Origin of the sequence: Hartmannibacter diazotrophicus (assembly GCF_900231165.1) — a bacterium.
GTDB classification, from domain to species: Bacteria; Pseudomonadota; Alphaproteobacteria; order Rhizobiales; family Pleomorphomonadaceae; genus Hartmannibacter; species Hartmannibacter diazotrophicus.
On sequence record NZ_LT960614.1, the window covers coordinates 2,586,557 to 2,599,715 of the forward strand.

Consider the following 13,159-nt stretch of genomic DNA (forward strand, 5'->3'; position numbering starts at 1 on the left):
CGGCTAAAGCGCCACTTTGCGCCGTGCCATTTGCCGGGCACGGAACGGACGACCTTCATGGCACCGACTGTGCGCCGAAAGCCGATCCAGGCAAAGAACCGATAGAAACAATTTGAACGATAAGGATTAAGGAATCCACCATGTCGAATTCCCCGAACATTTCAATCGTCAAGGCAGGTCTGCCGGACAGCGGCATCGCCGTCGTCCTGGTGGGCGAGGACGGTGCGCTCGGACCGCAGGCGAAAGAACTGTTCGACCTTTCCGGCGGCTCCCTGCAGCGGGCCATGGATGTTGCCGATTTCAAGGGCAAGTCGCAGTCGCTCCTGGATGTGGTCGCACCGGCTGGCCTTGCCCTGTCGCGCGTCATTCTTGCAGGCACCGGCAAGGCTGAGGAATTCGGAGCGGACGCCGCCCTGAAGCTCGGCGGCTCGGTGATGGGCAAGCTCAAGGACATCAAGGCCGAGACGATCACGGTCCTGTTCGACAAGGTGGATGGCAGCGAAGCCGATCCGGTGCTCGTCGCCGAATTCGCGATGGGTCTCAGGCTGCGCGCCTATGAGTGGTCGAAGCACAAGACCGTCAAGAAGGACGAAAAGCCGCCGAAGATGACGGTCTCAATCGCGACCGAGGGGCACTCCAAGGCGCGCAAGGCCTTTGCCGATAATGAAGAGATCGCAGCCGGCGTCATGCTGGCCCGCGACCTCGTGAACGAGGCTCCGAATGTCCTCGGCCCGGTCGAATATGCCAAGATCTGCGAGGGGTTGACCGAATTCGGCCTTGAGGTCGAGATCCTGACTGACAAGGACATGAAAAAGCTCGGCATGGGCGCTCTTCTTGGCGTCGCACAAGGCTCCGTTCGTCCCGCCCGTCTGGCAGTGATGCGCTGGAACGGCGGCAAGGCCAAGGAAACGCCGGTCGCCTTCGTCGGCAAGGGCGTCGTCTTCGATACCGGCGGCATCTCCATCAAGCCCGCGGCCGGCATGGAAGACATGAAGGGCGACATGGGCGGCTCGGCCGCCGTCGTCGGCCTGATGCGTGCACTCGCCGGACGCAAGGCCAAGATCAATGCCGTTGGCGTTATCGGCCTCGTCGAGAACATGCCGGACGGCAACGCCTATCGGCCGGGCGACATCCTGACCTCCATGTCGGGCCAGACCATCGAAGTGATCAACACCGACGCCGAGGGCCGCCTCGTGCTGGCGGACGCGCTCTGGTACACGAAAGAGACGTTCAAGCCGGCCTTCATGGTGAATCTTGCAACGCTCACCGGCGCCTGCATGGTGGCGCTCGGCACCCAGCATGCCGGTCTCTTCTCCAATGACGACGAACTCGCGACCCGCCTTTATGACGCCGGCCAGACGACCGGCGAAAAGCTCTGGCGCCTGCCGCTCGGCCCGGACTACGACAAGCTGATCGACAGCCGCTTCGCCGACATGAAGAACACTGGCGGACGCTACGGCGGCGCCATCACGGCGGCGCAGTTCCTGAAGCGCTTCGTCGGCGAAACCGCCTGGGCCCATCTGGACGTTGCCGGCACGGCCATGGCCTCGGCCGACACCGAGACCAACCGCTCCTGGGGCAACGGTTTCGGCGTTCGCCTGCTGAACCGCCTCGTTGCGGACCACTACGAAAAGTGATGCGGGTCGCGATCAAGATCGCGTTCGTTCTCCTCGTGGCGGCGGCCCTCACGGTTGCCGCCACCAGGTTCATTCGGGGCAGGGGGCCGACCATGGGTGAATTCGTGGCTGGCACCACTGGCCTCTTCGTCCTTGCCATCCTGGCCGACCTGATGATCGGTTGGTAGCCATCCATGGCCGAGGTCCTCTTCTTCCATCTGGAACGTCAGCCGCTTGAGGCCGTCCTGCCCGTGCTGGTTCAGCGCTCGCTGGACCGGGACTGGCGCGTCGTGATCCAGGGCGGATCGCGCGAGCGGCTCGAATTCCTCGACAGCCAGCTGTGGACCTTTGCCGACGACAGTTTCCTGCCTCACGGCATGGCCGGCGGCGACCACGACGCCGAGCAGCCGGCGATCCTCACCGAAGGCACCGACAATCCGAACGGCGCCAACGTCCGTATCCTCGTCGACCGGGCCGTTCCCCCCGATCTTTCACCGTATCTGCGGGCCGTCTTCATTTTCGACGGCCATGATCCCGATGCCGTCGCCGAGGCGCGCGAGCAGTGGAAGGCCCAGAAGACGGCCGGGCACGAACTGACCTACTGGCAGCAGAACGAGGGCGGCGGCTGGGACAAAAAGGCGTGATTGGCCGGTTCCAGCGTCACCCGCCGACACAATTCCGGACCGCAGGCATTCTTTTCCGGGCGAGATCTACCCACATCTACGCTGTGGCGGTTTGCAGACCGACACCGAGCAACCAATGCCCATGGGCGGCAAGAGCCAAAAAATGACCGACGAGCGAACAACCGATCCGAAAGCGGGATTTTTCCGCATTCTCAACCGGATGGCCACAGCCGGCCTTGTCCTCGTCGGGTCGATGGCGCTCGCCGCTCCGATGGTCATCGGCACGGCCGTTGCGGGTGGAATCGGCGAGACCAATCCGCCGGTCGGCGGCTTCGAAGCGCACCATGGCCCGGCGCTGACCCGGGATTTGCTGAGGGGTGGGGCGTTCTCCATTCCTACCGGACCAGCTCCCGGCGACTCGATCGCCCCGTCAGCCCCGGCATTGCCGACGCCGAAAGTCATCTTTCCCAGCACCGGAGGGGATGACAACCAACCGGTCATTCGGTATCGCCCGCCGCCCCGGCAGTTCTACCGACCGCCCGTTTCCAGCGGGACCAACACGATCGGACGGGACGCCGGCGGCAACAGGGCCTATTCACCGAGCTGGTACAGCTACTGCTCCAGCCGCTACCAGACATTCGATCCAAGGACCGGCACCTACATGGGCAATGACGGCCAGCGTCACTACTGCCAATAATCCGCCTCACCGTGGGCCGGAAAGCCTGGCCGGCCCATGCGGTCTCACGCACCCAAGAGCGGCGTGAGGCTGGGGTGACGAATTGGGCACGGAAACGTCGCCGACGGGCAGGGGGCAGGGTCCCTCTCCAACCAGAAATGGCCCTATTTTCGCCGCCTCTGGCCACTGAATTCCGCCGCGATCATATGGTCAGAAACAGCACATATCCGGGTTCCCGGCCATGGTCGCAATGATGCCATGGTTGGTTCAGCTTCGGTTCAGACGGAACCATCTAGCGTGACGGACAGTTCCGGATGACGACCCCGGTTCGGAACAGGAGGCAGACCAATGACTCTTGAGAAAACCGCGCATTCGACATCGAGACTGCGCCGCACAGTAACCGCCGCGACACTCGCCTGTGTCGCCGCGACAACCTTCACCCTCGGTACGGCGCCGCTGACCGCCAGCACCGCATACGCCGACGGATACCGCCATCATCACTATGGTGACCGGGGTTGGGGACCGCCGCCGCGCCGCGAGTTCTACCACCGGGATCGCGATCGCAACCGGTCGCGGGACGCTCTGGCGGCCGGTGCTCTGGGCGTCGTCGCCGGCGCGCTCTTGGGGGCCACGCTGGCCCCGCCGCCTCCGCCGCGCGTCATCTACACGACGCCTGTCGCGCCTTATGAGCCGCCGGTGGTCCGCTATCAGCCCCCGCCGCGCATCTATTCCACCGGCCCCGTCTATCAGAATGTCGAAGTCGTGGGTCAGGCCGGGGGCTATGAGCCCTATTCGGATGGCTGGTACGACTACTGCAGCGCGCGCTATCGCACCTTTGACGCGCGATCGGGCACCTACATGGGCTATGACGGCCTGAGGCATTTCTGCCAGTAAGAACGAAGATGAAGAGGGCTCGGACCTGATGGCCCGAGCCCTCTTCGTCATGATCCTGCCTTTGGCCGCCTCAGGCGGCTTTCAGCGTATCCAGGAAACGCGAAACTTCCCCATTCAATGCATGGGCCTGCGACGTCAGGCTGCCAGCGAGCCCCGAAACCTGATGGGCCGCGGTTGACGACTGCTCGGCCGCAACATTCACGCCGTTGATGTTTTCGGAAACCTGATTGGAGTTCCGCGCCACCGTCTGCATGCTGCTGGAGATTTCATCCGTTGCAACGGCTTGCTGATCGACGCCGGTGGAGATTGCCGCGGCGATCCGGTTCAGTTCCTCGATAGCGTCCGCAATGGAGTTGATGGCCGTCGCGGACTCTTCCGTCGCGTTCTGGATGTCCATGATCTGCTGGCGGATTTCCGTTGTCGCCTTGGCGGTCTGCGAGGCAAGTCCCTTGACCTCGGACGCCACGACGGCGAACCCTTTGCCGGCTTCTCCGGCGCGCGCCGCCTCGATCGTGGCGTTGAGCGCAAGGAGATTGGTCTGCTCGGCTATCTCCTGAATGAGACCGACGATCGCGCCGACCCTCTGCGAGGCATCCGAGAGCGAATTGACCTTAGCGACGGTCGAGTTGGCCTCGGCAACGGCTTCACCGGCCTTGGCTACGGACCGGCGGACCTGATCGCCGATCTGCTGCACCGAATAGGAAAGCTCCTCGGCCGCGCCCGCGACGGCCTGAACCGACGACGAGGTCGATTCCGAGGCCGCCACGACAACCGAGGCCTGCCGGGACGTTTCCTCGGCGGAAGCGCTCATCACCGTGGCCGAGGACTTGAGCCCATCGGCGGCCTCGGTCACGTTTTTCAGGATCGACCCGACGGATTGGCGCAGCCCATCGGCAAGGCCGGCCATCATCGCCTTCTTCTCGTCCGCGCTGCGGCGCTCCTGCTGGTCATGCATGTCCTGCAGCTGCTGCCGTTCGAGCGCATTCTCCTTGAACACCCTCAGCGCCTTGGCGATCTGCCCGACCTCATCGCGCCGGTCATCGCCGGTGATCTCGACATCGAGTTTGCCGCTGGCAAGGTCGCTCATCGCCGCAACGCTCCGGCCCAGAGCCCGCGACAGCGAGCGGCTCATGAAGACCGAGAAGGCGAGGGCACCAAGCGTCACAAGGCCGGCGAAAAGCGTCATCTCCAGGAGACGCGATTGAAATCCGGAAATACGCGCCTCCAGGAGGCGGATGAGTTCGCCGTTCGAGATGGCGAAGAACACATTCGCTGAATCGGTCAGCGCATCATGGGCGGTCTTGACCCTTGCATCGAGCGCGACCCGCTCGTCCGCCGAGGCAGCAATTGTCTTTCCGGCTGCAACAGCGGCTTCGACAAAGGCGTCGGCAGCCTGAGAAAGGTGGGCGAGTGGCTGGTCAAGCGAGGCCTTGAGGCTGCCGTCAGCGTTGGCGGACAAGGCGGAGGACATCGATGCATGCAAGCCGTCGAGCACGGTCCGCACCCGCGCCTCCTGCATGGCCAGCCTGATATGGCGGTCCAGTTCGGAAGCGTCATTGGCTCCAGACCTGACAGCGTTGTCAAAGAGCTCGGAAGCGCTGTCGATCAACTCCGGCATCTTCACCAGATCGATATCCATGACATAGAAGCTGTCGAGATCCGGATCGAGGATGAGATTGGACGCGTCGCCGACCTTGGCGAAAAGCGCCCGCGCCGCCGCCATGGCTTCGTTCATGCTCGGTGTCCGGCCAACGCCATCGAACTCCATGGCATTGATGGACTTCATCAATGCGGACGATTGCCCGGCGCTGCCCAATTCCTCATCGAACGTCGCCGCAGCCATCTCGGCGCGCGACATGTCCAAGGTGCCTTTCTGGTCTTCGGCCAGCTCGGCAATTCCCGTCACCGTCGGCCAGACGGCCGCAAGATAGTTCGCACCGGCAACCTCCTGCTCTCCAAACCGGATGTCTTTCATGCTCTGCGCGATGAAGAGCGAGGCAAAGAGAAAAATCGGCAAGAGAAACAGAGCAACGATTATTGCCAGCTTGCGGGATATTGTCATTATTTGCTCCCCGGTTCCGCTTGATCCGTTTAAAGGACGCGGTCGCTGCCGGGATGGTGAGCCAGAGTTCCTTACAAGGCTTTAAAAACAGGCCTGTACTAAAGGATATGACAAGAACAGAAGGATAGTTTTTAAATTGTTTCTCGGACTAAATCTTTAGATTGAACATCATTCTGGTTGTATACAATCCAAACCACGAGACAGTACGCTTTGCCCTTGCCCTCTCTCACCCGGACGGAGCCCTCGGGATAGAATTCGTGAAACTCAATGACCGAACAATTGCATAGCCGAATTGATGCGCAGGGCTCGTTGGCACGACGCGCTCACGGATCAGGAAAAGAGAGTATTCGGCGAAGCCCAGGCAGCACGACGCAAACACGTCTCCGGTGCATGGCATTTAAATGAAATTAGACAGTAAGTATCACTACGACTATTTGAAAATTTTCAGATTTTGGCGTCCCGCACCGTAAAGAAGCCCGTCCCGGCGATGCCGGAACGGGCAATCCTGCGTCTGGTGGCTTACGCCGTCTTGGCAAGCGCCTGATCGAGATCGGCGATGATGTCCTCGGCGTCCTCGATTCCGACCGAAAGCCGCACCACATCAGGTCCCGCGCCGGCCGCGATCTTCTGCGCATCGGCAAGCTGGCGGTGCGTCGTCGAGGCGGGGTGGATGATCAGCGAGCGCGTGTCGCCGATGTTGGCAAGATGCGAGAACAGCTCGACGTTGCTGACCACGGAAACACCCGCGTCATAGCCGCCCTTGAGACCGAAGGTCATGACCGCGCCGGCGCCCTTGGGCATGTATTTCTGCTGAAGCTGATGATAGCGATCGCCGGCAAGGCCCGCATAGGAGACCCAGGCAACCTTGTCGTGGCCGGAGAGCCATTCGGCAACCGCCATGGCGTTGTCGCTGTGGCGCTGCATGCGCAGGGGCAGGGTCTCGATGCCGGTGAGGATCAGGAAGGCATTCATCGGCGAGATGGCTGGACCGAGATCGCGCAGGCCCAGAACCCGCGCCGCAATGGCGAAGGCAAAGTTACCGAAGGTCTCGTGCAGGACCATGCCACCATATTCCGGCCGCGGCTCGGACAGCATCGGATAGCGCCCCTCGCGCGACCAGTCGAAATTGCCGCCGTCGACGATGGCACCGCCCATGGAATTGCCGTGGCCACCGAGGAACTTCGTCATCGAATGAACGACGATGTCGGCGCCATGTTCGAACGGCCGGCAGAGATAGGGCGTCGCAAGCGTGTTGTCGACGATCAGCGGCACGCCGGCGCGCTTGGCCACCTTGGCGATCGCCTCGATGTCCGTCACGACACCGCCGGGATTGGCCAGGCTCTCGATGAAGATCGCCTTGGTGCGCGGCGTCACCGCCGCCTCGAAGGAGGCGATATCGTCGGGATCGGCCCAGACCACGTCCCAGCCGAAGCTCTTGAACGAATGATTGAACTGGTTGATCGAGCCGCCATAGAGCTTCCTGGAGGCGATGAACTCGTCGCCGGGCTTCAGCAGCGTGTGGAAGATCAGAAGCTGGGCCGCATGGCCGGACGCGGCGGCAACCGCGGCCGTGCCGCCTTCCAGCGCCGCGATGCGCTCTTCCAGCACCGCCGTCGTCGGGTTCGTGATGCGCGTGTAGATGTTGCCGAAGGCCTGCAGGCCGAACAGCGAGGCGGCGTGATCGACGTCGTCGAAGACGAAGGAGGTCGTCTGATAGATCGGCGTCGCGCGCGCACCCGTCGCCGGATCGGGCTGAGCCCCCGCATGGACCGCAAGCGTGGAAAAACCGGGACCTTGTTCACCTGTCATCGTCTATTTCTCCCAAAGACGTTTGTTATTGCTGGGGATGGCTTCTCGGCCCATGACAAGCCGCCGGGTGTGCTGATCGTTGGTCCGGTCATCGATCCGGGAGAATGTCAGCTTGCCCGCGGTTTCATCGGCCGCGAAGTGGGGCGCCGGTCCGTGGAACCGGATCGGCGAAGTCTTCTGTATCTGACGTGAATCAGAGGCGGAAAGGTCCGGGAAGACGACGACGCGCCAGCATGCATGAGGCAGTCGGCGTATTCGTCACCCGCGGTCTCTCATTCTTCAAGACGCATGATCTCGATCTTCGGACAGCGGTCCATCACCACCTCGATGCCGGCGGCCTCCGCCTTCTTCGCCGCCTCGTCGTGGCGGACTTCCAGCTGCATCCAGATGACTTTCGGGAGCGGATCGAGCGCCAGAGCCTCGTCCACGACACCGGCCGCCGCTTCCGAATTGCGGAAGACATCCACCATGTCGATCGGTTCCGGCACATCGGCAAGCCTTGCCACGACCGGCGCGCCATCGATGTTCGATCCTGCCGGCAGGCCTGGATTGACGGCGTAAACCTTGTAGCCCTTGCCGGCCATGAAGCGGGAGACAACGAAGCTCGGACGCTCTTCCTTGTTGCTGGCGCCGACGACAGCGATCGTCTTCACCTTGGACAGGATCGAACGGATATAGGCGTCGGAATAGTCGTCGTGATTCATCAACAGGCACCTTGAACGAAGAAGGGATCAGTCGAGACGAAGCCGGCCGGCGTCATCCTTGGCGAAGAAGGGATTGTGGGCAACCTCCCAGAGGTGCCCATCGGGATCGGCAAAATAGCCGGAATATCCGCCCCAGAACACCTTTTCCGGAGCCTTGACGAGAGTGGCACCCGCAGCGACGGCTTCGCCGATAATCCGGTCGACCTCGGCCTCGCTGTCGGCATTATGCGCAAGCGAAACGCCCCGGAAGCCGGTGCTTTCAGACGGGACTCCGGCGTCCTCCGCCAGCGCGGCCCAGCCGTAGAGCCCCAGCACGACGCCGGACAACTGGATGAAGGTCACGCCTTCCTGCGACGCGCTGCTGCGCTTCCAGCCGAGCGCCTCGTAAAAGGCCGTGGACCGGGCGAGATCGGCAACGCCGAGGGTGACGAGATGAAGATGCCGCGCGATGGTCATGGCCCGAACATCGCCCATCGCTCCGAAATAATCCATGAGAATTGAAGAGAAGCGGATTGGATGATTACAATCTAAGCGGTAGATTGTCGCTCATGTCATTCCTCCAGGAGCAATGCGCGATCGAAGATGGGCATATTCGAATTGTCACACATCGAAAAGGTCGCCGTCGTTTCTGCAGGCATCGCCACCAGTATGGCAGCCATAGTGGCATGCGTCCTTTACATTTTTCAAATCAGATCCGATCTCGATCGAGCGAAGGAAGACCTCGCCTCGATGAGAATGGAAGTCACCGAACTGATAAAGAACCCCACCGCAGGTCTCGCAGGGCCACCCGGACCCAAAGGCGATCCAGGTGTACCTGACAACTCCGCAATCGAGGCGCTGTCGAAGCGCGTTGCCACCACCGAGGCGACATTAGGCAGTGTCCTCAGCAGCATGAACTCTCTTGGTCTCGCACCGGAAAAGGCGAAGAACGCAACGAGCAGTGCCGGAAATGCCACCTCGGGCGAAAACGCCACAAATGTCAGTCTGCTCGGTGAATGGGTTGGAAATGTCGTCTGCAAGTCCGGGCGCAGATGGTCAGTCAGTTTGATGATCGACAAGCAGGCTGCTGATCTTGGAAAAGGAACGTGGACCTATTCCGGCACGTCCAAGGGCAATGTCCCCGCCTCGTTAGGACTGACTTCAACCATACCCGGCAGTCCACCGAAATATGCGCTCATAACTGATAGCGGAAGCGTGTACGACTATGATTTGATCTACGATAGCCCGAGATTCACTGGAACCTCCAGCCGGGACGATTGCAGCATCGTTTTGCAAAAATGAAGAAGCATGAGGCGGATTGATCCGACCCATCACCTCTCCCACGTCGGAGCTCTTTTTTCGAGAAATGCCGAGATGCCCTCGCAGGCATCGGCGTCCATCAGGTTGGCCGTCATCACCGCTGCCGCATAGTCATAGGCGTCGGAAAGGGGCAACTCGACCTGACGGTAGAAAGCTTCCTTGCCGATCTTGAGCGTGCGCTGCGATTTCGACGCGATGCGCTCGGCAAGCCGCATCGTCTCCACTTCGAGATCGCCCTCCGCGACGACGCGGTTGACGAGACCGATTTCGGCGGCGCGTGCGGCCGGAACAAGGTCGCCCGTGAGCAGCATCTCCATGGCGTGCTTGCGCGACACGTTGCGCGACAGGGCCACCATGGGCGTGGAGCAGAAGAGACCGATGTTGACGCCGGGCGTGCAGAACCGGGCGCCTTCGCCGGCAACCGCCAGATCGCAACTGGCGACAAGCTGGCATCCCGCCGCCGTGGCAACCCCGCGGACTTCCGCGATCATCGGCTTCGGGAGCCGGACGATCGTCTGCATTAGCGCCGAGCAGGCCGCCATCAGCTGTTCGAAATAGGCCTGCCCGCCATCGGCGTCGCCGCGATGGCCGCTGATTTCCTTCAGGTCGTGGCCGGCCGAAAAGGCCGGGCCGTCGGCGGCCAGCACCACCACGCGGATCGCACTGTCCTCGGCCGCGGCTTCAAGCGCCGTCGTCAGGGCAGAGATCATGCTTTCCGAAAGCGCGTTGCGGCGCCTGACGTCCGTGAGCGTGATGCGGCGAACGGCCCCATGATCGGATTGTGCCAGCAAGTCGGTCTTTTCGGTATTCATGGATCGAGAGTCTCCCGGCCGCACCGATTGTTCGTTGTTGGCGGCGATCCTATTCGCTTTCGTCCGGGAGTTCCACGGCGGGCCGAATGACAATAACGTGGTGCCCGGATCACAGGCCGCCACCTCGCGAGTGCGCCTGTCGAAGCAAGAACAATGGAAAGTCCTGATGCAGCCTGTCGTCACCGTCGAAGAGCTCAACCAGTTCCTGGCGCGCGAGTATCCCGAACTCAACGGCCCCGAGACGCATCTGCCGCCCATGTTCGAGGTGATCGATCTGGAAGGGGAAACCGCATCGATCCGCTTGCAGGCGCAGGACAATCACCTGCGTCCGGGCGGCACCATCTCCGGTCCCACCATGATGACGCTGGCCGATATCGCCTGCTGGATCGTCATCCTGGCGCACATCGGAACGGTGGCGCTCACCGTCACGACGCATCTGTCCATCGACTTTCTGCGCAAGCCCGCGCCGGGCGCCCTGATCGGCAAGGCAAGGCTGATGAAGCTCGGCAAGCGTCTTGCCGTCGCGGACTGCGACCTCTGGTCGGAATCGGCCGGCACGCTCGTCGCCCATGCGAGCGCCACCTACTCGATTCCCCCCAAGCGACCGCCGCAGGACACAGCCTGAAGAGGGACCGCCGGGACCTGACGAACCTCAGGTCCTGGAGCCCGGCACTGCGGCCTTGTCGGCGTGCCTCAAACGCAGGAAAGCGAACACGCCGTAAATGGCGAGAATGACGGCGAGCGTCAGGGGCATGCCATACGGGTCGAAGGCGTCGAGAGCAAAGCCACTCAGCGCCGGACCGCCAAGCATCCCGACCCCATACATGAAGATGAAGGCGGCGTTGGCGAGTGCAAGGTCGCCGCCCGAATGGCGCGCGCCGAGATGCGTCAGCCCGACAGTGTAGAGGCCGCCACTGAGACCGCCGAAGACGACGACGATGCCATAGAGCAGGACAAGTCCCCAGCCGACGGCCATCGGAACGAGCGCGATCAGCACAGCGCTCGCGAGACCGATGACGGCCAGCATGAGACGGCGGTCCACCCGGTCGGAAATCAAACCGATCGGGATTTGCATCAGCAGATTGCCGATCGCGATGGCCGAGAGGAGGCCGCTCGTCAGCGTGACGTCGAGGCCGGCGCGCAGGCCAAAGACCGGGAAGAGCGCGAAAAGACTGCTTTCGACCGCGCCGAAGGCGAGTGCGGCGAAGGTCGCGGTCGGCACAAGGAAGACGAAACGCAGCATTCCCGCCTTCGATTGTCCGTCGAGGACCGGACTTGCCTTCACGGCGAGCAGGACGGGAACAAGCGCGAGAAGCATGAGGCCGGATCCTGCGGCGAAGGGCAGGAACCCCTCGATGCCGACCGCGGCCAGAATCATGGGCCCGATGGCAAATCCCGCCGACAGGACGCTGGCATAAATGCCCATGATGAGGCCGCGATGGCGCTCGGGGGCGAGGGCGTTGATCCAGAACTCGGAGAGGATGAAGACCGTCGTCAGCGCGCCATAGAAGGCGAAGCGCAGCACCAGCCACGCAAGTTCGCTCTTGAAGAGGTAGAACAGCGGAAACCCGATTGCGAGGAGGAGGATCGCGCCTGCAAGTGCGCGAGCGGCGCCGCAAATCCGGGCAAGCGGCGCGGCAAGGGGTGTGGCCACGATGGAGGCCACCGCACCGACCGCCGTCGAGAGGCCGATACCGCCGCCGGAAATACCCTGGTCGTTCATGTCGAACGAGAGCAGCGGAATGCCGAGGCTGAGGGCAATGCCGACAGCCGTGATGGAGGCGATCGCCGCAAACAGGCCGGCGTTGCGCTGGAACTGGGAAAGCGGGGGCACTGCGCCCGACTGCGCCTGCATCGCGAAAGATCCGTCTGAGCCGAAGGCAAGAATCAGAACGGGCCGAAGCGTCCGGCCCGTATCACGCGATGCGATAGCGCAAAATCACTGGAATGGTCGATAGCTTTTTAAGCCTGCCTGACGACTTGCCGGTGTTGCAGCCAGTCTAGCAGCGCGATCGATCCAGGGAGTCTCAGTCAACGAAATCACCGAAACTGTCTGCCGGGTCGATGAACAAGACAGGAGATGGTGAAGGCCCTCATGCCGGGCCAGAAAATCAGATCGGAGGCGACTGGCCAAGCTTTCGCCGAAACAAACCCGAGATACGCATTTGGCCTCGGCGAACTACGACACCATGCGAATGGACCGACGGAGGATCAGCGAAACATCACGGTCATGGCGTCGACGCGCTCGCTCAGCGGCGTATCCGGGAAGGCGTCTCGCAACAGTCGCAGGGCTTCGTTGCCGGAAGCGGGGGAGGAGGCATTAAGGTAGTCGCGCATCAACTCCACGCGCTGTGCCGACGACAGGTTGCCGCGAGCCATGCGCCGCTCGTTGAGATGCGCCGGCATGCCCATGCCCCGATGCACATGGGACTGATCTTCGACAGACGTCAATTCGGCACGTTCCGCTGACAAGGCCATCCTCAATCTCCACCAATGCAACTTCTCGACGTTAAAGATCAGCAGTCAAGTATGAATCAAACGTTAACAGACGACAATTGTTCCACAATACGGCAAATAACGGACAGATTCCGCAATGATATTTTCGTGATGCCCGAAAATAAATCACCTGCACAAAAGACAGCGTCAAGTTGAATGCATTTTCTA

Annotated in this window: 14 protein-coding genes; 7 read left to right on the top strand and 7 right to left on the bottom strand. The window is 62.0% G+C overall.

The features are described from left to right. Window positions 1-140: 140 nt before the first annotated feature. The 5 genes from HDIA_RS12130 to HDIA_RS12145 all read left to right on the top strand — a co-directional run bounded on the left by HDIA_RS12130 (window position 141) and on the right by HDIA_RS12145 (window position 3,809). Window positions 141-1,637, top strand: coding sequence for a leucyl aminopeptidase (locus HDIA_RS12130; RefSeq protein ID WP_099556405.1), 1,497 nt, complete (start codon window positions 141-143; stop codon window positions 1,635-1,637). After that, complete coding sequence (locus tag HDIA_RS25340) at window positions 1,637-1,804, top strand: hypothetical protein (protein ID WP_157775547.1); 168 nt, start codon at window positions 1,637-1,639, stop codon at window positions 1,802-1,804. The genes HDIA_RS12130 and HDIA_RS25340 overlap by 1 nt, the downstream gene beginning before the upstream one ends. Before the next feature lie 6 nt (window positions 1,805-1,810). Further along, complete coding sequence (locus tag HDIA_RS12135; protein ID WP_099556406.1) at window positions 1,811-2,260, top strand: DNA polymerase III subunit chi; 450 nt, start codon at window positions 1,811-1,813, stop codon at window positions 2,258-2,260. Window positions 2,261-2,402: 142 nt separating this feature from the next. Further along, a complete protein-coding gene (locus HDIA_RS12140; protein ID WP_245884253.1) occupies window positions 2,403-2,936 on the top strand; it encodes a BA14K family protein in 534 nt (177 codons plus the stop codon). Between the two features lie 327 nt (window positions 2,937-3,263). Next, window positions 3,264-3,809: a BA14K family protein gene (locus HDIA_RS12145; protein WP_099556407.1), complete on the top strand. Its 546-nt coding sequence runs from the start codon at window positions 3,264-3,266 to the stop codon at window positions 3,807-3,809. A 70-nt stretch (window positions 3,810-3,879) separates the two neighbouring features. Here the strand turns inward: HDIA_RS12145 and HDIA_RS12150 are convergent, their stop codons facing one another. From HDIA_RS12150 to HDIA_RS12165, 4 genes are all read right to left on the bottom strand, one after another. Next, complete coding sequence (locus tag HDIA_RS12150; protein WP_099556408.1) at window positions 3,880-5,871, bottom strand: methyl-accepting chemotaxis protein; 1,992 nt, start codon at window positions 5,869-5,871, stop codon at window positions 3,880-3,882. Window positions 5,872-6,390: 519 nt separating this feature from the next. Beyond that, window positions 6,391-7,680, bottom strand: a complete 1,290-nt coding sequence (locus tag HDIA_RS12155; RefSeq protein WP_099556409.1) for an O-acetylhomoserine aminocarboxypropyltransferase — start codon at window positions 7,678-7,680, stop codon at window positions 6,391-6,393. Between the two features lie 272 nt (window positions 7,681-7,952). Beyond that, entirely contained in the window at window positions 7,953-8,384 is a 432-nt protein-coding gene (locus tag HDIA_RS12160; RefSeq protein WP_099556410.1) for a CoA-binding protein, read from the bottom strand. Window positions 8,385-8,411: 27 nt separating this feature from the next. Continuing rightward, window positions 8,412-8,840 (bottom strand): VOC family protein, encoded by a 429-nt coding sequence (locus tag HDIA_RS12165; RefSeq protein ID WP_099558865.1) that lies wholly within the window; start codon window positions 8,838-8,840, stop codon window positions 8,412-8,414. 126 nt (window positions 8,841-8,966) lie between these two features. On the opposite strand from HDIA_RS12165, the gene HDIA_RS25345 reads away from it, so the two are divergent. Beyond that, window positions 8,967-9,665, top strand: a complete 699-nt coding sequence (locus HDIA_RS25345) for a hypothetical protein (protein WP_157775549.1) — start codon at window positions 8,967-8,969, stop codon at window positions 9,663-9,665. A 29-nt stretch (window positions 9,666-9,694) separates the two neighbouring features. On the opposite strand, the gene HDIA_RS12170 is transcribed toward HDIA_RS25345, so the two are convergent. Continuing rightward, window positions 9,695-10,495 carry an enoyl-CoA hydratase gene (locus tag HDIA_RS12170; RefSeq protein ID WP_099556411.1) on the bottom strand — a complete coding sequence of 267 codons (801 nt, stop codon included), beginning with the start codon at window positions 10,493-10,495 and terminating at the stop codon, window positions 9,695-9,697. Between the two features lie 166 nt (window positions 10,496-10,661). Here HDIA_RS12170 and HDIA_RS12175 point away from each other — a divergent pair, with 166 nt between their 5' ends. Next, window positions 10,662-11,120 carry a PaaI family thioesterase gene (locus HDIA_RS12175; RefSeq protein ID WP_099556412.1) on the top strand — a complete coding sequence of 153 codons (459 nt, stop codon included), beginning with the start codon at window positions 10,662-10,664 and terminating at the stop codon, window positions 11,118-11,120. 27 nt (window positions 11,121-11,147) lie between these two features. On the opposite strand, the gene HDIA_RS12180 is transcribed toward HDIA_RS12175, so the two are convergent. Next, a complete protein-coding gene (locus tag HDIA_RS12180) occupies window positions 11,148-12,350 on the bottom strand; it encodes an MFS transporter (protein ID WP_099556413.1) in 1,203 nt (400 codons plus the stop codon). Between the two features lie 356 nt (window positions 12,351-12,706). Next, window positions 12,707-12,973, bottom strand: a complete 267-nt coding sequence (locus HDIA_RS12185; RefSeq protein ID WP_099556414.1) for a hypothetical protein — start codon at window positions 12,971-12,973, stop codon at window positions 12,707-12,709. Between the last annotated feature and the right edge of the window lie 186 nt (window positions 12,974-13,159).

What these genes read in the sequence shown, in the direction of transcription:
- HDIA_RS12170 (WP_099556411.1), bottom strand. Translation starts at nt 10,495, where the DNA reads ATGAATACCGAAAAGACCGACTTGCTGGCACAATCCGATCATGGGGCC.
- HDIA_RS12160 (WP_099556410.1), bottom strand. Translation starts at nt 8,384, where the DNA reads ATGAATCACGACGACTATTCCGACGCCTATATCCGTTCGATCCTGTCC.
- HDIA_RS12130 (WP_099556405.1), top strand. Translation starts at nt 141, where the DNA reads ATGTCGAATTCCCCGAACATTTCAATCGTCAAGGCAGGTCTGCCGGAC.
- HDIA_RS12185 (WP_099556414.1), bottom strand. Translation starts at nt 12,973, where the DNA reads ATGGCCTTGTCAGCGGAACGTGCCGAATTGACGTCTGTCGAAGATCAG.
- HDIA_RS12165 (WP_099558865.1), bottom strand. Translation starts at nt 8,840, where the DNA reads ATGACCATCGCGCGGCATCTTCATCTCGTCACCCTCGGCGTTGCCGAT.
- HDIA_RS12150 (WP_099556408.1), bottom strand. Translation starts at nt 5,871, where the DNA reads ATGACAATATCCCGCAAGCTGGCAATAATCGTTGCTCTGTTTCTCTTG.
- HDIA_RS12180 (WP_099556413.1), bottom strand. Translation starts at nt 12,350, where the DNA reads ATGCAGGCGCAGTCGGGCGCAGTGCCCCCGCTTTCCCAGTTCCAGCGC.
- HDIA_RS12145 (WP_099556407.1), top strand. Translation starts at nt 3,264, where the DNA reads ATGACTCTTGAGAAAACCGCGCATTCGACATCGAGACTGCGCCGCACA.
- HDIA_RS25345 (WP_157775549.1), top strand. Translation starts at nt 8,967, where the DNA reads ATGGGCATATTCGAATTGTCACACATCGAAAAGGTCGCCGTCGTTTCT.
- HDIA_RS12135 (WP_099556406.1), top strand. Translation starts at nt 1,811, where the DNA reads ATGGCCGAGGTCCTCTTCTTCCATCTGGAACGTCAGCCGCTTGAGGCC.
- HDIA_RS12140 (WP_245884253.1), top strand. Translation starts at nt 2,403, where the DNA reads ATGACCGACGAGCGAACAACCGATCCGAAAGCGGGATTTTTCCGCATT.
- HDIA_RS12175 (WP_099556412.1), top strand. Translation starts at nt 10,662, where the DNA reads ATGCAGCCTGTCGTCACCGTCGAAGAGCTCAACCAGTTCCTGGCGCGC.
- HDIA_RS12155 (WP_099556409.1), bottom strand. Translation starts at nt 7,680, where the DNA reads ATGACAGGTGAACAAGGTCCCGGTTTTTCCACGCTTGCGGTCCATGCG.
- HDIA_RS25340 (WP_157775547.1), top strand. Translation starts at nt 1,637, where the DNA reads ATGCGGGTCGCGATCAAGATCGCGTTCGTTCTCCTCGTGGCGGCGGCC.